The 20,151-nt window shown below is 67.5% G+C and carries 14 protein-coding genes and 5 pseudogenes; 9 read left to right on the top strand and 10 right to left on the bottom strand.

From position 1 onward, the window contains the following. The first annotated feature begins 112 nt into the window (after window positions 1–112). The gene (locus V1J52_RS11690) at window positions 113–1,021 is read left to right on the top strand and encodes an alpha/beta fold hydrolase (protein WP_330139646.1); all 909 of its coding nucleotides are present in this window, start codon (window positions 113–115) and stop codon (window positions 1,019–1,021) included. 342 nt (window positions 1,022–1,363) lie between these two features. Continuing rightward, window positions 1,364–1,504 (top strand): annotated as a pseudogene (locus V1J52_RS11685) (IS110 family transposase); the annotation flags it as partial. A 267-nt stretch (window positions 1,505–1,771) separates the two neighbouring features. On the opposite strand, the pseudogene V1J52_RS11680 reads toward V1J52_RS11685, so the two are convergent. Beyond that, window positions 1,772–2,843 (bottom strand): annotated as a pseudogene (locus tag V1J52_RS11680) (IS701 family transposase); the annotation flags it as partial. A 450-nt stretch (window positions 2,844–3,293) separates the two neighbouring features. Between V1J52_RS11680 and V1J52_RS11675 the strand changes: the two are divergent. Further along, window positions 3,294–3,646, top strand: a pseudogene (locus V1J52_RS11675) (transposase family protein); the annotation flags it as partial. 715 nt (window positions 3,647–4,361) lie between these two features. On the opposite strand, the gene V1J52_RS11670 reads toward V1J52_RS11675, so the two are convergent. The 7 genes from V1J52_RS11670 to V1J52_RS11640 all read right to left on the bottom strand — a co-directional run bounded on the left by V1J52_RS11670 (window position 4,362) and on the right by V1J52_RS11640 (window position 9,914). Beyond that, on the bottom strand, window positions 4,362–4,721 hold the full coding sequence (locus V1J52_RS11670; RefSeq protein ID WP_330139645.1) for a cupin domain-containing protein: 360 nt from the start codon (window positions 4,719–4,721) through the stop codon (window positions 4,362–4,364). Between the two features lie 518 nt (window positions 4,722–5,239). Beyond that, window positions 5,240–6,235, bottom strand: coding sequence for a zinc-dependent alcohol dehydrogenase family protein (locus V1J52_RS11665; RefSeq protein ID WP_330139644.1), 996 nt, complete (start codon window positions 6,233–6,235; stop codon window positions 5,240–5,242). A gap of 8 nt (window positions 6,236–6,243) precedes the next feature. Beyond that, a complete protein-coding gene (locus tag V1J52_RS11660) occupies window positions 6,244–7,044 on the bottom strand; it encodes a HisA/HisF-related TIM barrel protein (RefSeq protein WP_330139643.1) in 801 nt (266 codons plus the stop codon). A 13-nt stretch (window positions 7,045–7,057) separates the two neighbouring features. Continuing rightward, window positions 7,058–8,311 carry an FAD-dependent oxidoreductase gene (locus V1J52_RS11655; RefSeq protein ID WP_330139642.1) on the bottom strand — a complete coding sequence of 418 codons (1,254 nt, stop codon included), beginning with the start codon at window positions 8,309–8,311 and terminating at the stop codon, window positions 7,058–7,060. Then, window positions 8,308–9,000, bottom strand: a complete 693-nt coding sequence (locus V1J52_RS11650) for a hypothetical protein (RefSeq protein ID WP_330139641.1) — start codon at window positions 8,998–9,000, stop codon at window positions 8,308–8,310. The genes V1J52_RS11655 and V1J52_RS11650 overlap by 4 nt, the downstream gene beginning before the upstream one ends. After that, entirely contained in the window at window positions 8,997–9,158 is a 162-nt protein-coding gene (locus V1J52_RS11645) for a hypothetical protein (protein WP_330139640.1), read from the bottom strand. Before V1J52_RS11645 ends, V1J52_RS11650 begins: the two co-directional genes overlap by 4 nt. Window positions 9,159–9,260: 102 nt before the next feature. Next, complete coding sequence (locus V1J52_RS11640) at window positions 9,261–9,914, bottom strand: hypothetical protein (protein WP_330139639.1); 654 nt, start codon at window positions 9,912–9,914, stop codon at window positions 9,261–9,263. A 507-nt stretch (window positions 9,915–10,421) separates the two neighbouring features. On the opposite strand from V1J52_RS11640, the gene V1J52_RS11635 reads away from it, so the two are divergent. Then, on the top strand, window positions 10,422–13,529 hold the full coding sequence (locus tag V1J52_RS11635; RefSeq protein WP_330139638.1) for an amino acid adenylation domain-containing protein: 3,108 nt from the start codon (window positions 10,422–10,424) through the stop codon (window positions 13,527–13,529). Window positions 13,530–13,659: 130 nt separating this feature from the next. Here the strand turns inward: V1J52_RS11635 and V1J52_RS11630 are convergent, their stop codons facing one another. Beyond that, complete coding sequence (locus tag V1J52_RS11630) at window positions 13,660–14,028, bottom strand: hypothetical protein (protein WP_330139637.1); 369 nt, start codon at window positions 14,026–14,028, stop codon at window positions 13,660–13,662. A 1,265-nt stretch (window positions 14,029–15,293) separates the two neighbouring features. Continuing rightward, a pseudogene (locus tag V1J52_RS26135) lies at window positions 15,294–15,451 on the bottom strand (IS701 family transposase); the annotation flags it as partial. A gap of 222 nt (window positions 15,452–15,673) precedes the next feature. On the opposite strand from V1J52_RS26135, the gene V1J52_RS11625 reads away from it, so the two are divergent. From V1J52_RS11625 to V1J52_RS11605, 5 genes and pseudogenes are all read left to right on the top strand, one after another. Then, window positions 15,674–15,883 (top strand): hypothetical protein, encoded by a 210-nt coding sequence (locus V1J52_RS11625; protein WP_330139636.1) that lies wholly within the window; start codon window positions 15,674–15,676, stop codon window positions 15,881–15,883. Between the two features lie 170 nt (window positions 15,884–16,053). Next, window positions 16,054–17,421, top strand: a complete 1,368-nt coding sequence (locus V1J52_RS11620; RefSeq protein WP_330139635.1) for an MFS transporter — start codon at window positions 16,054–16,056, stop codon at window positions 17,419–17,421. Window positions 17,422–18,107: 686 nt separating this feature from the next. Then, window positions 18,108–18,296 (top strand): annotated as a pseudogene (locus V1J52_RS11615) (IS5/IS1182 family transposase); the annotation flags it as partial. Between the two features lie 148 nt (window positions 18,297–18,444). Next, window positions 18,445–19,113 carry a 2OG-Fe(II) oxygenase gene (locus V1J52_RS11610; RefSeq protein ID WP_330139634.1) on the top strand — a complete coding sequence of 223 codons (669 nt, stop codon included), beginning with the start codon at window positions 18,445–18,447 and terminating at the stop codon, window positions 19,111–19,113. A 58-nt stretch (window positions 19,114–19,171) separates the two neighbouring features. After that, window positions 19,172–20,026 carry an SDR family oxidoreductase gene (locus V1J52_RS11605; RefSeq protein WP_330140096.1) on the top strand — a complete coding sequence of 285 codons (855 nt, stop codon included), beginning with the start codon at window positions 19,172–19,174 and terminating at the stop codon, window positions 20,024–20,026. Window positions 20,027–20,151: the final 125 nt, after the last annotated feature.

Genomic DNA, 20,151 nt, shown 5'->3' with positions numbered 1-20,151 from the left:
AGGTGCGGCCCGGCATCGGGAGAACCTCCGTTCGTTTTCCTGGCGGCACCGCACCCCGCCGCACCCGGGCGTGCTGCGGCCCGCCCCGCACCGGACGAGACGGGAGACCACAATGAACAGGACCACCGATGTGCACGGGCAAACCGTCGTGGAACGCTGGATCGACGTGGGCGGGACATCGACCCGCTACCTCGAAGCCGGACGCGGAGACCCCGTACTGCTGATCCCCAGCGAGGGCTGTGCGTCCGAACAGTGGTACGGAGTCCTCAAGGGGCTCGCGGACGGCTACCGGGTCATCGCCGTGGACCTGCCGGGCTACGGCTACAGCGAACCGGCCCCAGGCGCCGATCCGGCGGCCATGGCAGCGTTCGCGTGGAAGTTCGCCCGAGCGGTCCGTGCCGAGCGTCCCGTGGTCGTCGGGCACTCCTTCGGAGGTGCCGTGGCGGTGAACATGGCGTTGCAGCAGCCAGGCAGCGTGCCGTCCCTGGTGCTCGTGAGCCCTGCCGGTATGGGACGCGCCATCAATCCGGCGAAGCTGGTGCTGGCCGTCACACCCCTGGGCGACCTGACGAAGTGGCTCGTCCCCCGTCTGCCCTTCGGGCCGCGGCTGCTCGTGACAGCGGTGGCGGCCGTGGGGTCCTGCCGCCCCTGGCGCATCCCTTCCCCCTGGTGGTCCAGCCAGGTCAAGGCCGTTTCCTCACCCGGCGCCCTGTCCATGACGCTGCGCTCGCAGCGCACCTCGGTGGGACCGCTGGGGCAGAAGAACCTCCTTCTCAGGCAACTGCCGGAACTGCCGATGCCCACGTTGGTGGCCTGGGGCCTTCAGGATGTCCTGGTGCCCTTCTGGCAGGGGATCGTCGCCCGCCGCCGCCTGCGTGACGGACGGCTGAAACTGGTCCCCCGCGCCGGGCACCTGGTACCGATGGAGGCCGCCGACGAGCTGCTCAGGGCCGTCCGTCCGTTCCTCGCTCGCTCCAGGGGCGTCACCAGCGGCGGACAGACCCCCGTGCGCACGGTGTGATGCCCGCGGAGCATGTCGTCACAGGACCCGTCCGTCCGTCGGCCACGGGACCGGGCTCGTCGCCTCGACGGTGCCCCGTTATCTTTTTCGACGGCCCTGCAAGAGGGCCGCTGGCCTCCGGGTCCGGCATGACTGTTGCCCCCGGTCGATGGGATGACCTGGGGGTGGTGTCACCGGGCCCGAGGGGTGCCGTCACAGACGCTGATGAGAGGTCCGACCACCGCCCGGAGGTGGCCGGGCGCAATGCCCGGCCACCTCCGGGCGGCAGGTCTGCATAACGTGGATGCGCGTGAACGGCTCCCGACCTTGAGGCCGGCACGCATCGACGCATGTGGGGGCACGGTGATCGACATCGGCCAGGTGGGCGTCTTCCTGGGCCTGGACGTCGGCAAGCAGACGCCTCACGGCCACGGCCTGGCCCCGGCCGAAAGGAAGGTCTTCGACAAGCAGCTGCCGAACAGCGAACCGAAGCCGCGGGCTGTCGCCGCTGGTCAGAGCCGGGTTCCTGCGTGTACTCGGCTGATGTGCCGTCAGGTTGCGGGTAGCTCGTAACCTCGGGTGCGGCGGTGGTAGAGGCTGCGTCTGGGCAGTGACCTGGTGGCGCCTGCGCCAGTGGGACCAGCTCATCGCGTGGGCGGTGCGCCGGCGGTGTGTCGGCGGGGGCGGCCAACGGCCAGGAGTCGCCGGATTTTCGCCACGGTGAGCGGTGCGAGAGCGGGCCGGAACCGTTGCTGCCGTCCCCTTTCCGGCCGCCGCTGATTCCATGGCGGCGAGAAAGGCGTGAGCGAGCATGGCCAGGGTGATGTGCCGGTACCACCCCGGATACCGGCGGACCTCGTACTGGTCGAGGCCGCGCTCGCTCTTCGCGGCCTCGGAAGGCTTTTTCGATCGCCCAGCGAGTCCTGGCGATGCGCACGAGTTCGGCGACGGCGGTGCCGTTGGGCGCGTAGGCGAGGTGGTAGGCGATCTCATCCGGGTGGGCCAGGCTGCGGCGGGCCAGGATCCAGCGCTGATGGGTGGGCTGATCGGCGTCGAAGCCGTCGATGGCGGGCAGTTGGGCCGCGGCCCAGTCGTAGACGCGCGGGCCTTTCGCGCCGTTGCCGCAGGAGTGGCCCTCCCAGGCGTCGTCGGGGGCCTGGGCGATGGCGGAGTCGATGCGGCCCAGGGCGTGGACATGCTGGGACTTCGGCACGGCCAGGACGTAGCCGACGCCAGTCTCCTCCAGCATGCGGCGCAGCCGCCATTCCTGGCCGTAGGCGGAGTCCGCGGTCACCCGCAACGGGCAGCGGCGAGGCCGGGGCACGCCTCGCCATGGCCTCGGCCAGGTCACCTTTGGTGGCAAACTCCCGCTCCTCAGGGGATCCTCGCCGCCCGGCAGCGGTCCTGGTCCGACATCCAGGACTTGGGCAGATACAGCTCCCGGTCCACCAGGGCCCGGCCCTTGGGTGAGGCATAGGCGGCGAGGACACCGATCTGGCAGTTCTCGATACACCCGGCGGTGCCGGAGTACTGGCGCCGCACGCCGGCCGAGACCGTGCCTTTCCTGAGGAACCCGGTGTCACCGAAGATCAGCACTCCAGCAGGGGCCCCGAGCCGCTCGGCGAGCGGGCTCGGCTCAGCAGATGCTGCAGCCCCGCAGGAGCCGAGTGACCGGCGTGCCCGGTCAGTTGCCAGCTGTTTTCCGCTCCACGGGACCGATCAGGCCGTATACGTAAGCCCGCATCCGCCGCCGCAGAACCACCCGGCTGAACCGGTGGCTGATCCGCACGAGCACTTCTTCCAGCTCTGCAGACCAGACATCGGGCTGCACATCATCTTGCATGGGAGCACAACGGCCCTCCCCGCCCAAGGTCACGGGCTCCCCAACCTGACGGCACTTCAGCCGAGCACACTCGGAAACCCGGCCTGACCAGCGGCGATAGCGAACTGCGAATGGAGTGCTAGACGAGGCCGACCCGACCGCCTGGACCGCCGACGTCCCTGGCGTGCTCGCCGCCCTGGTCCGGATGGAGCTCGCCGCTCTCTACCTCGCTGCCGCGAGCACCGCGCACCGCCCCGGCGCGCTGTCGGCCGGCCCGGCCCCGGCGGCACTGACCGCCCTCACGCTGTGGCCGGCCCCTCGCCCGCCCCCCGGCCGGCCAACCCGTCCCTACTGCCGCCCTGCTGGCCGCCTTTGAACCACCTGCACTGTCTTGTCCAGTCCCTCACCCGTCCCGCCGGCCTGCCGTCTCCGCCCGGCGCGGGCACCACCGCGCCCGTGGCCGATGCCGCGGGCAGACTGTGGTGGATCTCGCCCGCGCTGCCATGCCGCGGGCCGCACCCACGACCTCACCGCGGGCCGCACCCACGAGATCATCCGAATCTTCGAACGCCAGGGCGTTTCCGTCCCTGCCGACCGCGCCTATACCGGAGCCGGCCCCTCGGTGACCACATCGGTCTCAGGCGCCCGTCCCGCCGAGAACTCACACCGACCCAGCGCACGACGAACCGGGCACTGTCCGCAGCATGAGCACCGGTCGAACGGAGGTCCGCCAGGCTGAAGTCCTGGCGGACCTTCCGCAGGGCCCGGGAGCCCGCTGCAGCCCGAACCGTCTGACGACAATCACCGCTGGCCTCCTCGCCCTTGGAGCGACAGCGCTGAAAATTCACAGTGGAAACCGTGCCGCTCGGAGGGCAACCGCACGAACCCGAGAAGGCGCCCTCTCGACTTGACGCGCCGACCCGTGAGGTCCTGGGAAATTCCTTGGCAGTCTAAGGGATCCGGCTTCCCGTTCCCTGAATCCAATCCGGAATTCCTTCGAGAGCCTGTCTGTGCTCGCAGTGACCTTTTGTACCACGCCGCCTCCTCGCTCCGCACGTTACCCTCGAAGATCCGGTGACCACGACGCCCGCCGCTTTCCGGACGCGGCACGGAGAGAGAGGCGCTATTTCGTTCGCGGATTTCGATCGGAGACGGCGGGTGTCCAAGGCGAGGGAGCCGTTCCAGCGAGCATGAGGTGCCATGGGAAAAGAGCTGACGGACACACGAAGCTCCTGGAAGTCATGGGTGGTCCCGCTCGATTCCCTGACTTCCAGGAGCTCCATTCCCCGTGGCCGGGTACGCACCGACATTCCATCCGCGCGGTCGGACGGAAAACAACCTGTGGTCTACAGGGGTTCCGTCCGGCTCTTACCACTGCCGCGATATGGGACAGGGCGTACACCCGAACTGAGGTTTGGTTCCCTGTGGAGGGGGTGCTGCAGGTATCAGCATTGTGTGCTGTCCGGCCGAGCCGACGTAACCCCGCCGCTCCTTCCCCGCCCCCATCGTGCAGCGCCGTGCGCGGGAACTCCCGAGTGTTTACAGAGTCCACTCGGGACGGGTGCTGTGACCGGCGGCCGTCGCCTGGACGCCGGCTTGTGCGACCGCGACCACCTCGACCGGCTGGAACCCGTCGTTGCGCGCCTGGACGGGCGTGCCGGCAGGGAGGGTGTACACGTCCCCGGCTGAGAGGACGACAGTGTGCTGGTCCGTGGTGAGCGTCAGTTCACCGGCCAGGACCATGCAGACCTTCTCCTTGTCGAGGCTGTGGACCACGCCCTCGGCGCCGGCGGTGATCTCTACACGCCACACGGCCAGTTCAGCCGTGCCCGTCGAAGGGGTGGCCAGCTTCTCGTAGGAGAAACCGGTCTGCGTCATCGAAGTGTTCGTGACTGTCATCGGATCTTCCTTACTTCTCGGTTCTTCTGCGTGGAGCATCCGGCCTGTCCCGGATGCTTTACAACTGGGTTCCCCGCGAACCTTGCTCCACACCTTCTCCGGGGGCCGGGCGCGGATTATTTTCCTTTCACGCTGCCTCGTAAGTTGCCTTGGATACACCGCACGTGTCCATCTCTCCGTTGCGAGTCGACGATGAGGCCGTGACGACGGACAATGTCGAAAGTCGTGGAGTGGGCGCTGTCTTCTTCGGAGGTGGCAGCCGCGGACCATCCCCCGTTTCCTCATGCGGCGGGGAATCCCGCTCTGACCTGGCGGACACACAGCCGAGGCGGGCTGCTGCACCACATTTTCGCACCATGCGAAGAAGCCCCCGGTGGACGGGATCCCAGTCAGGGCCACCCGTGTCAGCTAGGGGCGTCACGTGTTTTTCCGCCTGTTGTCGATCGGTTTTCCCGCCGTATCCCGCGCTGTTCGGCAGAACGACTCCGGGCCCGGCGGTGCGAAACCGGAACGAGACCTCAGCCGGTGAGGACGATTTTCCCAGAACGGCCGGACCGGGCGTGATGGGCGTAGGCTCGGTGGACGTCGGCCAGGTCGTAGCGCGCCTCCACCGGGGTGGCCAGGGTGTGGTCGACGAGTTGGCGGGTGACGGTGGAGGTCAGTTCACGCAGAGCCCGGGCGCTGAGCTTCTCCATGTGCCGGGGCAGCCAGAACCCCTCGATGGTGACGCCGTGGAAGAGAGGAGCGTCGGTGGGGACCGGAAACGGGCGGCCGGTCATGGAGCCGTAGACGACGTGGCGGCCGCCGTCGCGCACGCACTTCAGGGCCAGAGCCCCCTGCTGTCCCCCTACGGCGTCCAGGGCGGCGGCCACGCCGGAGGACCCTGCCAGGTTCCTTACCTCGTCCGTGGCGGCGTGGTCCTGGGCGGACACGACGAGTTCGACTCCGAGCTTCTCGAGCCGGGTGGCCTGCTCGCTGTCACGTGCCAGGCATATACAGCGGATGCCCCGGTGGTGGGCCAGGCACATCAGCATCTGCCCCACGGTCGACGTGCCCGCTGTCAGGAGCAGGGTGTCTCCCGCTTCCAGCCGCAGGTCGGCCAGGAGGAGATGCGCGGTGAACGGGTTGACGGTGAACTGGCAGGCGGCGTCTAGGGGCAGGTCGTGGGGGAGGGGAACCACCGCGTCGAGGGGAGCCGTGACGTACTCCTGCCAGGTTCCGGTGACCGCGACGGCGACCCGGCTTCCCGGCTGCAGCGAAACGCCCGGGCCGACTTGGTCGACGTATCCGGCTCCCTCGAAACCGACGGGGCTGACGGGGCCACGGCTCTCGACCGGGACGAAGCGCGCTTCCCGCCCGTACTCGCCCTTGACGAACATCACGTCCGAGGGGTTGACGGGGCGGCTCAGGAGACGCACTCGTGCTGTTCCCGACGGCGTGTCGGGCAGGGGAAGCTCCGTCAGGAACAGGGTACGGGCCGGGTCGCCGTGGTGTTCGAAGACGACAGCGCGCATCTCTCTCCTTAGGTGAAGGGCGAAGCAGCCATGAGCGAACTGCGGATACGCGCGATGGAGAACTTCCCGCTGTGCACCATGGAGTTGACTAGGACGTAGGTGGCCCTGCCTTTCCTCAGGGCCTCCGTGAGGTGTTCCAGGGTGCCGCAGCCCCCGGAGGCGATGACGGGAAGACCGGACGCCTCTGCGACGGCACGAGTCAGTGCCAGGTCGTACCCTTGGCCGACGCCTTCCCGGTCGACGGCGTTGGGGAGGAGGGCACCGACCCGGAGGCGCCCGAGTTCACGGGCCAGTTCCACCGAGTCGACGGACGTCTTCCTCGTGCCGTTGTGGGTGTATGCCGCCCATCCGCCCGTTTCCCGAGGCCGGCTGTTGATGACGATGTTGAAGCGGTCGCCCCCGTAGCGGTTGACGGCCTCTTTCACCACCTCCGGAGCCTCGACCATGCTGGTGCTGGCGGAGACCACGTCGGCCCCTGCCTCCAACAGTCGTCCGATGTGGTCTGCCGAGGGGACGACGCCGTGTCCGACGGAGACCAGGAGGGACAAACCGGTGCCCCTGAGGCGGCGCAGCAACGGGGGGAGATAGTCGTCGACGCGCTCCCACGGATCGATCACGTCGACGAAGAGCTTGTTTGCTCCGTCGTCGGCATAGCTGACGGCCACTGCCACGGCATCGGAGGGGTCGGGCAGTCCTGGGATGCCCGAGGGCGTCTGAGTGCGCCCTCCAGTCACGTCCACACAAGGGATGATCAGGTCGGTGATGTGGGAGTTCCGGTCGTGGAACACCGGGGGTGTCACTTGGGTCATCTCAGGCCTCTTATCAGGATGTGGTGAGCTGGGCCAGGCGTGGGCTCGCCGGGGCGAGTTCACGAGCGACGTCGACGGCCGAGACCACGGCGTCTTCCTGCGAGTCGAGGCTTCTGGTGTAGGCGCCCGCGAAGTGGAGGCCCTCCTCGCGGTGCCGCGCCAGACGGCGCCGTGCCCGATCTGCCGCCGGCGTGGGGAGCAGCGTACGGAAAGAGGCTCGGGCCACCTGGCGCCGGGGAGTGCCGCGGTGGGTGATCTGGCTGACGAAGACCTCGGCGTGGTGGCCGGGGCCGTACCAGGTGGTCGTTTCGCTCCACCCGTCGTGGACGGTCACGTTGGTGGTCGACCAGTGCTTGCGGTCCTCCGGCATGCCGAAGGGGTCCAGGTGCGCGGCGTAGACGAGCTCCTGGTAGGTGAAGGCGTCCAGCGCCGCGCGGAGGCCGGCACAGCCTGCCAGCGACTGGAGCGCCGCTGCCGCGGCGTACGGCGGGACAGCGAGGACGACCGCGTCCACCAGGTGCCTGCGACCGGACGACTCGATCATGGCGAACCGGTCGCCGTCTGTCTCCAACCGGTGCAGCGGAGCGCGCAGGTGCACTTCGGCAGCGTCCAGCTGCCCGGTCAGCGCGCGAGCCAGTTCCTGGGTGCCACCCCGCAGGCTCTGCATCACAGGGGCCTCGGAGGTGGACGGTTGCGGGGCGGCGAAGAATCCGCCGACACCCCGTGCGGACAGACCGGCCACGTCCTCGACACCGCAGCCGAACACGGAAGCCGGCAGGGCATGGACCACGTCGTTCTCCACGTCGGTGATCGGCGTCGTCCAATCGCCCGCCTCCGCCACGGTGACTTTCCCGTCCAGGTCCTCCTCCTCCCAGCGCGAAGCCTCGCGGCCGAGACGGCCCAGGGCCTCCCACGCCGGGCCCAGGACCGCCTCACGGTCCCGGTCAGCGTCCGGGGTGTGCGGGCCGACCAGGTAGGGTCGGCTCTCGTCGGAACGCCGCAGGGTGAGGGAGGCGGGTACCGACACCAGGGGATCCGGCCCCAACCCGGCCGACCGCACCAGGCGCGACCACAGAGAGAACTGGTCGGAGACCTCGCGGACCCCCAGGTCCAGGCAGTGGGTGCTGCCCCCGGCACGGACCTGGACGGTGCGGGCGTTGCCCCCGACGTCGCCGCGCCCTTCCAATACCACCGTCTCGTGGCAGGGATCGAGCAGCCAGGCCGTCGTGAGGCCCGCGGTACCGGCTCCGGCGATTCCGACCCTCACGTCCGTCCTCCAGCGGCGGATCCCGGCTCCGGCTCTCGCACTTCTGCCGCGCTGGCCCAGAAATCGGCGGCGAACTCTTCCAGGAGACGTGCCATGAAAACCGCTTCCCGAGGATCGTCGCCCCGGTCCAACCCGTCCTGCACCACCTCCAGGGCAAGTGGACGGAGCTTCCCGGTCGGATCGCTCTCGAAATAGGAGGTGAACTCCTCAGGCGCGTCCACACCGTGCTCACGGATTTTCGCCATGATCTCCCGGCAAGAGGGGAAATAAACACGCATGTCCGTGTACGCCGCCAAGGCGGTGACGGCCTGGCTGCCCTGGACCGCCAGCCACGACAGAATGCCGTTGAAGGAGTACGTCTTCCGGCCGGGTGGCCACATCCACTTGGCCCTGTCCTCGGGCGGCAGCCCCAGGGATTCCGCGACCGATTTGAGTCTGGGTCCGGCCTCGTATGCTACTTGCGTGAGCCCCAAGTACAGCCCTGCGGCGGGCCGGTGCGGGAAGCGGCTGATCATCAAACCGTACCCCGGCAATTCCGCGTGATGAAGTTGCGCCTCGACACATACCAGCCGACGCATGTGATCTTCGGTGAGACGGCCGGCCCGCGCGATGTCCAGGAACGCGTTCCCCACGGGATGCTGCCGGCGCTTGAGGTCGAGCTCATCGGCCAGTTCCTGTGCAGACGTCATTCGGTTTCCGTTCCTCGTGATGGTATGGCGGCAAAATCGTCGGCTCGCTGCGCTGAACGCACGGACACGATGGGAAGCGACGTTTCCTCCACGGCGCTGTGCGTACGAATCCCGTCGGTGCCGCTTTCCTCGCCGAAGTCGTCGCGTCCCTTGCTCATGCGTGCGACGGCGTACGCCCGAACGCAGGGGCGGCGATGGCCGACGCGGAAGACCGGCACATCGTCGGGACCGGCAGGCGGCCGAGGACCCCAGGTGGCCGGCTAAGCCGCGGCGGCACTCGCCCAGAAATCCCTGAAGGATTCCTCCAGGAGCCGTGCCATCAAGACGGCCTCCCGCGGATCGTCGCCCCGGTCCAGCCCGTCCTGCACCACCTCGATGGCCCGTCGACGTGTTTCCTCGCACGGGTCGCCTTCGTAGTACGAGAGGAACGACTCCGGAGCGTCCACGTCCTGCTCACGGATCAACGCCGCGATTTCCGTGCAGCCGGGGAAGTACACGACCATGTCCGTGTGCACTGCCAGAGCGGTGGCGGCTTGGTTCCCCTGAGCGGTGATCCACGACATGGTGCCGTTGTAGCTGTAGGTCCTCCGGTCGGCAGGCCACATCCACTCGTCCTTCTTCTCGCGCGGCAGCCCCAGCTCCTCCGCGGCCTCCTCGAGCTTGGGTCCGCAGGAGTGCAGGAGGTCGATCAGCTCGATGTAGAAGTCAGCGGCCGGACGGTGCGGGAACCGGCTGAGCATCTTTCCGTAGGAAGGCACTTCGGTGTGGTGGCACTGCAACTCGGTACGCACCAGGCCACGCATGTGGTCCTGGGTGAGGCGGTCGCTCTTTGCCACGTCCAGCAACGCGTTCGGGACAGGGTTTTGTTCCCTTTTGCGCGCGAGCTCGTCCACCAGCTGCTGTGCGGATGACATAGGTGCTCCTTCCTGCGGTGCCGGTGCCCGACGACACCGTAGGTCATTTCGATCACCGAGCAGCGGTGCGCGGCGGGCGCCTGATCGTTTCGGCGGGTGTGGGGAATGAGACAGGGCGGCCGGCCCGGGCGGTATCTTCTCACCCGATGGGGCCGGAGACCGAGACCTTCTCGGAGGCGTCCTCCGGAAAATCATAAGTGGGGGCTTCGACCGCCGCACCTTTTCCAGCATCGGCCCCGCGGACGAATGCTTCCGCCGTCGGCCGCGTTGGTCTTGACCGCAACTCCCGTACGGCCACGTCCAACGCGTATGCGTCACCTCCGCCGTGCCTCTACTGTGAGGGGGGGGCAGCCGTCTGCCCCCGCGGCGACGCTCCCCATATCCGCGGCATTCCGGCCAACGCGTGCCGGGTGGGCTGACCGCCCCTCTCCGAGGGCTCTGCCTGCTCGCAGCCGCCCGCCGGCATCCACGTGCACGAACTTCCGACAGCACGGACGGGGAATACCCATGGTCCCAGCACAGTTGCGGGGTATACCGCACCACTGGAACGACACCACGGTCGACTACCCCCGCGATGCTCTCATTCCGCACCTCTTCGCCGAACAGGCGCGGCGATGCCCGGACGCGCCCGCGGTGGTCTGGGACGGCGACGGCTGGAACTACCGGGAGCTGTACACGCGTGTACGCTGCGGGGCCGCATCCCTGCGCTCACACGGCGTAAGCGACGGCGACCTGGTCGGTGTCCTGCTGGAGCGCTCCCCGGGGGCGGTCGCCGCGGTCCTGGCCGTTCTGGAGGCCGGCGGCGTATTCGTTCCCCTCGACCCGGTCGCACCGGCCTCCCGTCTCGAAACCGTTCTCCGGGCCGCGGGCACGCGCCACGTCGTCACAGCGCCGGGCCGTGCGCCGTCCATGGTGCGGCGGCTCTGCCGGTGTGTCAGCACCGATGAGCTGGCCGCGCATCCGGAGCCCGACAGCCATCAGGCCTGGGCCGTGGGACGGCGGGCGACGGACCCCGCCTACGTGATGTACACCTCCGGATCCACCGGCACCCCCAAGGGCGTCGTCTGTCCCCACCGCGGCCCGGTCCGCCTGGTCAAAAGCGGCGGCGCCTTGCAGGTGCTGCCTGACGACCGGCTGCTGGCCACGACTTGCCTGACGTTCGACGTCTCGTGCCTGGAGATGTTCGGCCCCCTACTCAACGGCGCATGCCTCATCGTGCCCGCCCCCGAGACCCCACTGAGCACCGAGGACCTTCACCGCGTACTTCGTGACCAACGCGCCAGTGTGATGTGGTTGAGCGCTGGACTCTTCGACCAACACGTGCAGCAGCGGCCCGAGATGTTCCGCAGCCTGCGCTGCCTGATCACCGGAGGCGACGTCGTCAGCCCCTCCTCGGCACGGGCGGTCCTCGAACACGGTCGGCCCCGGCTCTTCATCAACGGATACGGACCGACGGAGAACTCGGTGCTCTCCGTGACCCACCGCATCGAGGACGTACCCGCGAACGCGTCCTCCGTCCCGATCGGCCGCCCGATTCCCAACGCCACCGCTCATGTGGTCCGCGAGGACGGCGAACTGGCGGCACCCGGGGAGGTCGGAGAGCTGTGGCTGGGCGGTGACGGCGTCGCCCTGGAGTACCTGGGCGCCCCTGATATCACCTCCCGCAGCTTCGTTCCCGACCGTTTCGGCCCCGACCCGAAAGCGCGGCTGTACCGTTCGGGCGACCTGGCCTACTGGCACCCGGACGGCAACCTGGAGTACTGCGGACGCCGAGACCGTCAAATCAAGATACGGGGGTATCGCATCGAACTCGGCGAGGTCGAAAGCGCGCTGACTTCACACCCGCGGATCCTCGAAGCCGCAGTGGACGTGCAGGATGAAGGGAGTGGTCGCCACCTTGCCGCCGCTGTCGTGCTCACTCCCGGCTCCGCTACCGAAGACATCGGATCGGAAATCCTCGCACACGCACGCGACCGCCTGCCCGGGTACATGATGCCGAGGCGTATTGACACCGTGTGTGAAATCCCTCTCACCTCAAGCGGGAAAGTCGATCGCAAGCGGCTGCTGGAGATGACGATCGAGCGGCGGAAGGTGCAGTCTGACAGGCCCTCCGGCGACGCGCCGCTGAATTCCACGGAGCGTGTCGTAGCAGAAGTATGGGCCGACGTACTCGATGTCGACATGCCCCGTCGCGACGACTACTTCTCCGTGTCAGGAGGAAACTCCCTTCGGGCCGCCCAAGTGGCCTCCGCCACCCAAAAGAAGCTGGGCATGCCAAGCGCCGGTGGCAACGCCCTGATCCACAGCCTGGCGAACGACCCCACTGTAAAGTCCTACGCCCGCCAAGTACAGGAAATCCTGGACGCCGGGCACCCGGAGCACGAAGGGCCCGATCTCGCGAGCGAAGCCGTTCTGGACCCCTCCCTCCACTTCGCCGTCGCACCTGCAAGCCTCCCGGTCCCTCCCTTCAAAGTCCTGCTGACAGGCGGCACCGGATTTCTCGGCGTCCACCTCATCGACAGCCTGACCAGTGCCGGAGCCGAGTCGGTCTTCTGTCTCGTACGCGCCCGGGATTCCCTTGAGGCCCGCGCCCGGATCGCAGCACGGATGCGCCGCTACGGCCTGGATCCGGAACCCTGTGGGAACGTAGTCGTGCCCGTCGTGGGCGACTTGGCGAAGCCCCGCTTCGGGCTTGAACCACACGCCTGGAACCAGCTCTCCGAAAGTGTGGACATCATTGTCCACAACGGAGCCCAGGTAAATTTCTCCTACCCATACGAGACGCTGCAACCGGCGAATGTCGCCGGCACGCGCACGGTGCTGGAGTTGGCAGAGGGGCCGCGACCCAAGCCCGTACACTACGTGTCCACCATCACCGTGCTTTCAAGCGCCGATCCGGTACCCGAAGGAACGGTTCACGAGGGGAGCCCGCTCCAGCACCCGGAAAACCTCATGCTCGGCTACACGGAAAGCAAGTGGGTTGCCGAGCGCCTGGTGGTCCAGGCGTCCCAGCGCGGCCTCCCGGTGTCCGTCTACCGGCCCTACGAAATCACCGGGAACCTTTCCGGCGGAATATGGAACACCGACACGATGATGTGTGCCCTGTTCCGCACTATCACCGAGATCGAGGCGGCCCCCGACATAGAGCTCCCCTTGAATTTCGTACCGGTGGACTACACCGCCGACGCCCTCGCCCACATCCTGGTGCACGAACGACCCGACGGTCGCGCCTACCACCTCGTCAACTCGGTCGAGGCACGCCTCTCCCTACTGGTGGACCGCCTGCGAACCGCCGGGTACCCGGTCGAAATCCAGCCTTACCAGGTGTGGGTGGAGCGCCTCGTCGAACGGGTGGCAGCAGACCGCGGCCACCCCATGGCGCCCTACCTGCCCCTCCTTGCGGAGCCCGCTGCTCCCGACGGACGCTCCGTACTGGAAACGTACTGCGCCGGAACCTTCCCGGAGTTCAACCGAACCAACGCCGAACACGCTCTCAGGACCAGCGGCATCACCTGCCCGCCCGTCGACGTCCGCATGATCGATACGTACGTGAGGTACTTTCGCCGCAGCGGCTTCTTCGCTCCCCCGGGTGCGGTCCCCGGCGCCCGCCGGTAAACCCTCCCCGATCCGGCCGACCCGGTTATCGAGGGCGGGCCGCCTTTGCGGAACGACGAGTCTCTTGATGGGCGGTGCCACGGCCGAGGTCCACCTCGCCACCGACTGCTCGGCGTGGCTGCCCCGCCCGTCATTCCGTCCCCGACCGACCGGTCCAGTCGCACCCTGCGGCGTTCGACGGGCCGACCCGGTCGACGGCGACGGCTTCGACGAACACGCCGCTGCCGTCACGATGACCGCCGCGGTGCTGACCGGGGCCGGGTTCGGCACGCCGCTGTCCTGGCGGACTGAGATCGGCCACAGGCTCCCCTGCGGCTTCACCCAGTACGCCGACCTGACGATGCGCGCCCCCGCCGCCGGGGTGCCCGCGCTGTCCCTGGAGGTCGGCCGCCTCGCCGAGCCCGTCGAGGTCCTGGTGGCCAGGCTGTGCCGGTACAACGAGTGGTTCGACCCGGCGGGTGAAGTGGAGCAGCTCAAGCCGCGACGGTTCATCGGTCACGCCTTTGACTCGACGAACCTGGTGCCGGCCGGAACGGCTTGGAACCGCCGGACCTTGTCTGCAGGCATACGCACGCTCGCGCACCTGCTCCGGCAGTTCCTCCAGGGGCCGAGCGGCGGTACTCGGCGCCGTGGTGCGCCCACCACTTCGAAGTGGGGGTCGGGGAAGAGGAAGTTCGCCAGGACCGTGGTCACGGAGTCGTCCGTGTCGATCAGCTTTACGCACGGCCCTTCCAGCATGACGACCGCCCAGGTCCGCTTCGCGAAGCGGAGTTGCCTTCCGGGCCCCAGGACCGTGCCGCTCACATCTGCCCTCGCACCTGGGGGACCGCCTTCACGATCACCTGCTCGTGAAGGGGCTCCTCCAGCCGGGCCGACAAGTCGCCGTGCCACAGAGCGTGGAAGCCACCGGGAAGACCTGGACCGGGTCGCCGAGTTCTTCGTACTCCCTCGATCAGCGGCCGAAGCCGCCGGAAGGCCTCGGCCGCGCGCCCGGCCAGTTCGCCGCCCCTGCAGCGGGGATGCCGGTACCCGACCGGCCAGCGCAGATTGGCCGCCAGAACCGGATCCACAGGCCGCAGGGCCCTGTACTGCCCCCACCGCTGCGGCAGCGGCCTCCATAACCGACGCCCGACAGGCCAGGCGCGGAGATTGTCCCCGTGCCCGGCACAGTCCGCCAGCAGACCCCCGCCATCCGCGAGCCGGGCCGTCAGATGCGGTGCGTACCGCACCCCCAGCCCCCTCACACTCACGCCCGGCGAGCTCCACCGGGCGGTGCGCGATCGCCACTACCGAAGGATCATGGTCCAGCAGCATCACCGGGGTCCGCATGACACCGGATGCGTAATGCGCCAGATGGCCGTTGGTCGCCGACCACAACCCGGCGCCATCCGCTTGCCGTGCCGTACCGGAAACCTGCGCACCGGGCCGCACTCCTCCAAGCAGACACCCCGCGCGGCGTCCGGCCACGGCATGCGCTGCTCGGTTCCCGCGTGATCGACGAACTGAGCTTCCACTTCGCCGATTCCGGCCGGTACCCCACTGCTCGTCGCCGCATCCCCCAGGTCGTCAGCCAGCCCGGTACGGTGACCGGACGTGCGAACCGGCTCGACTGCCGGTGGCGGCCAGCCCCATCCCTCATCGGCCGGACCAGATGCCGGAGGGCCGCCCTTCGCCCCGGCCTCCGTCACGCGGTGCGCTCCCGCGACTTGCCGTGGCGGCGGAGGTAAGCCGGGGGCTGGCGGGTTGTGCCTGTCGAGCATGTGCCGGTCCGCGGTGACCTGCGTACTCAGCGAGCTGCCAGCCGTTTTTCCGTTCCACCGGAGTCAGCAGACCACGCACGAAGTCCCGCATCCGCCACCGCAGATCCACCGCGAGAACTGGTCCGCCACACGGGCGAACAGCGACTCCAACTCCCAGCCCACTGGTTAGCTTCGTCCCTCTCCACCGTGCCTGGCAGAACGGGGCCGACCAGCTCAGGCAACGATCTCTGACTGGAGTACTAGGAGCGTATGAATCGTGCATTTCTGCCGTACGGACGGCGGGTGGAAAGCGCCCGAAAGCGCGTGCGACGTATTTTCATCTCTTCTGGGGGATTTTCCGTAAGGGCCCGATACGGCAGGCGTCGGCTCAGTACGGTGCCGACCATGACCGAGGGTGCGAAGAGACGGGAGAAGCACATCGAGTGGGCGCTGCTCACGGTGATGCGGATCTACGTCGTCATCGACGTCCCGTGGTGCCTGTTGCCCCTTTATCACACGGGAGACCGCTGTCGTCGGCACCTGCCCGCCGACGACAGTGCGCGTTTCTGGCTGCCGAACGCCTCGTCCCCCTCGCGGTGTTCAGCTTCACCTTGACGTCCTGCCGGTCCTGGTGGCGGAGCACCGAGACCCGCCCTCCACCTCTTGGGCCGCAAGGACTGGCGGTATCTCTTGGCTCTGCTCACCGCCCTGATAACCGATACGGCGGGAACCACGCATCCGCTCTACCGGAAAGCAGATCCTCTCCAGCGCCGCAGGAGGAAACGATGTCCACCCCCGCCGAGGCAGCCATCCCGGACCGTGCCAGCGGGGTCGCGGGTCCGCGCTGCGCCCTGAGCGTGGCGGTACTGGGGTTCTTCATCATCACGCTGGACGCGCTGATCGTCTCGGTGGCGCTGCCGTCGATCGGCGCGGCCTTGGGCGGCGGGATCACCGGTCTGCAGTGGGTGGTGGACGCCTACACGCTGATGCTGGCCGCGCTGTTGCTCTCGGCGGGGTCGGTCTCGGACCGGATCGGCGCGAAGCGGGCCTTCGGGCTCGGGCTCGTCGTGTTTCTGGTGTCATCGGCGGCCTGCGGCTTCGCCCCGAGCCTGCCGTTTTTGGTGCTCGCCCGCTTCGTGCAGGGTGCCGGGGCCGCGGTGATGATGCCGGCGACACTGGGGATGATCCGCGAGGCGTATCCGGACGCCGGGGCCCGCACTCAGGCCTTGGCGATCTGGGCTACGGGCGGTTCAGTGGGCTCGGCGGCCGGGCCGCTGGTAGGCGGGGCGCTGGCGGCGTGGGACTGGCAGTGGATCTTCTTCATGAACGTGCCGGTCGGCGTGGTCGCCTTGGTGCTGCTGGCCCGGGTCACCGCGTCGCCACGTCGTGCGGTCCCCTTCGACCTCGTCGGCCAGGTCAGCACGGTCGTGGCGCTGAGCGCCCTGACCTACGCCCTGATCGAGGGCGGGCAGCACGGCTTCGGCAGTCCGGTGATCCTGGCTTCGCTGGGCGTCGCGGTCGCCGCGCTGGTGGTGTTTCTGGTCGGCCAGGTCCGCAGCCGGGCGCCCATGATGCCGCTGGATCTGTTCCGGTCGCGGCCGGTGGTCGCGGGCCTGGCGACCGGGTTCGCTCTGAACTTCGGCTTCTACGGGGTGACGTTCCTGTTCAGCCTGTACTTCCAGAGCTTTCGCGGCCAGTCGGCCCTGGCCACCGGTCTGCTGTTCCTGCCCATGACGGTGCAGAGCGCGGGCATCTCCCTCCTCTCGGCGGCGGCGACCCGCAGGTTCGGCGCCAGGCGCACCGTGATCGTCGGGCAGCTGGTCATGGGCGCGGGGCTGCTGATGTTGTGTCTGCTGCCGTCCACGATCCCAGTCTGGGCGGTCGCGGTCCTGCTGATGCCGGTGTCCTTCGGCGGCGCGCTGGCCGTTCCTGCCATGACCGGGCTGATGCTGGCCTCTGTTCCAGCCGAGCGCGCCGGCCTGGCCTCGGGCGTGCTGAACACCTTCCGTCAGGTCGGCAGCGCCGTGGCCGTCGCGGTCTACGGGGCGCTGGTGGCCGGCTCGTTCGCCTCCGGGATGCGCGTCGGCCTGATCGCTGGCGCGGTGATGCTCGCGGCCGCCGCCGCCGGGACCACGCGCTCCTGGAAGCTCTGAGAGCGCCGTCCGCCCGGCAGGCACAGGATGCCGCACGGCGCCGAGAATGGGGATCGGATCCGACGACCTCCGCATCACCGACTCGCCCGCCCGCCCTCCCGCCTACGCCAAAGGCCGCACCGACCTGACCGCACCGAATACAGGCATCCACCTCTTCCGGGAAAAAGCCATGGCCGAGAACCTGGCCCAGAACAACGGTGACGGGCGGCCTTCCAGCACTCGATCAACTCGTCCTTCAACGCATTAATCCAGCGTCCGTCACCTATCTCCACCAGCGCACCGCCAGCGGGATCGGAAGCATCACAAGGCTCACCCGCCAAGCTGCCGTTATAACCGTCTGCGACGGCACCGAATGCAATGCCGGAAACCTTTCGATGTAGTCCCGCTCGGCTACCTCGCCAAACCCGCCGTCGCCCCCGCATCAAAGGACGCAGGTAGCCCCACCTGCCAGATATATAGAACCAACTTGACCAATAAGACGCCAGTCGAACCTTCTCGGCCTGGAGATGCCTGCAGCGAACCCAGTCTCACTCGGCACGCAAAGACCAGGTCACGCATCCCAACCTACCCGCTGCAACGTTCACCCGACTTCTGAAAAAGTCCGACACGCCAGGCCGCTCGGCACCCGATCTACCAATAATTCACCCCCGGGAATCAAACCGGTCCGCATCCTCTGCCAGGACCCCTGGGAGGCCCTTTCCGTCGGCCAGAAGGCCGCCGACCGCTCCCACACGAAGATCCGCGCACTTATCGAACAAATTATAGCCCCTCGCAAATTCTGGCGATTCCTTCGCAAGATCCGGTGCTCGACTCCTCGGATCACCGCTCTCGGCCAGGCAGTTTTCGCCCTGCACCTGGCCAGATCAGGACAATAGTGGAAAACCCCCGTTGACCCATGGACGGCGAGAACGGCCCTGTGCTCTACTTCAAATGAGCAGAATTAGCAAATGATCCGGATCACCGCATTCCCGGTCCTCCGGTGTACGTTCTGCTGCCGCGCCCGTACTGCACAAGGAGGTTCCAGTGACGGAAACTCACACGCTCCCCTTCCCGTGGCATTCGTTCGATCTGAGGTCACGTTTTCTTCCCGAGGGGTGGCAGCGGGAAGTTCTCGAAGTGGCGCACGTGAGTGCCAAGGACAAGTACCTGGTGCCCTCCTACGCGACCTCACGGGAAGCGGACAGCGAATCACGAATTCCCGTGCACACTGTGGACGGCGGTAGTATCGCCGAAGAACTGCCGTGGCTGTATTCCCTGTACCGGCAGCAACTTCGCGACATGGCACAGACCCTGACCAAGGAAGAAGTGACAACAGCGACGGATGTCCGCACCGGACTCACCCTGAATGTGCAGCGAGGCACTCAGGAGCGATATGAGTGTCACGTTGACTGGAACCCGCTGAGCGGGCTCCTCTACGTGACAGACCACCCCCGGGGCTCGGGCGGTGAACTCCTGGTCTCGAACAGGGGGGATGTGCGTAGCTGTGAAGAGGTCGACGCCGACTGCACGCGCATCTACCCGGTGGCCGGGCACGCGATCTTCTTCGACGGCCGGTACCACAGCCACTACGTCAATGCCCTCAGGGAGGAGGGAGACGTACGTGTGGTGCTGGCGATGAACTTCTACACGTCCTCTCATCCGGAGAAGAACCGACCGAAATCCCTTGATCGCCATTTGGGTTTGTTGACCTAGGCGACGGTCGAATTTCCCCGTGGAGCAATCCGCAAAGCGTACGAGGAGGGTTAGCGTGATGGCGAACGACGGTGTGGTGCTGGTGACTGGTGCCGGTTTCCGGTCGGCCGAGGGCTTGAACGAAACCGAGAACATCTACACCTCTCGGTCTTGCAAGCCGAACATCGGCGCGTGCGTCGCCCTGGAAGTGGCCATGACGGGACGCTCCGTGGTAATCGCGTCCAGTTCGGAAGCCAAACTCTCCCGGGTGCGGCAGTCCATTCTGGACATGTGCGGATCCGCGAAGGTTTCGATTTCTCCTGTCGATCTGTCTGATCCCTCGTCTGTGCAGAGGATGGTGGATGGCATTCCTGAGGGAAGGCACGTGGATGTCGTCCACTCCGCCGGGTTGGGTGCGGCGAACTACAAGATTCCCGACGATAATCCGTATCTTCCCGTCGAGCGGACACCCATCGGTTTCCCTGCCCAGGAGTTCGATGCCGTAGTGACCACTCTCCTGCTACTGGTGCAGAAGATCATTCCGCGGATTGCAGGACAGGAACGCACGCGGCTGATTGTCATCGGCTCCATGAGTGGTATTCGCGCGTATCCTTTTGGGTATTCGCACGCCAGCGCCAAAGCCGGCCTGCATCACGCTGTACGTACGTTGGCTCTGGAGTTGAACCAGCGCGGCATCCACGTCACCGAGGTGAATCCCGGCGTCGTCGACACGGGACTCTACGACAATCCTGCGGTGGCCCGGGCTTCGGCGGCCGCCAGCAAGGCCTTCGGGTATGCCTTCGAAGGGGACAGGATTCCGCAGATGCCGCCTCGCGAGGTGGGCCGGGCTGTCGCCTATACGCTGAACTCGGCGGCGCACGTACTGACCATCAATCTCGTTCCTTTCGGGCAGGAACCTCACACTGGCAGCTGAACTCTGCCGGTCAAGAGAGGGAACGGGCCTAGCTGTATTGGCCCGGACAGGTTGGTGACGGGCGACACGCCTGATCCAAGACATTGATGTCCCCTTACGAGCACGTGCATGGTAGACGTTGAGCT

This window comes from Streptomyces solitudinis (assembly GCF_036323765.1).
Lineage (GTDB): Bacteria > Actinomycetota > Actinomycetes > Streptomycetales > Streptomycetaceae > Streptomyces.
The sequence above is the reverse complement of the archived record's forward strand: the minus strand, read 5'-3'. Positions and strand labels throughout refer to the sequence as shown.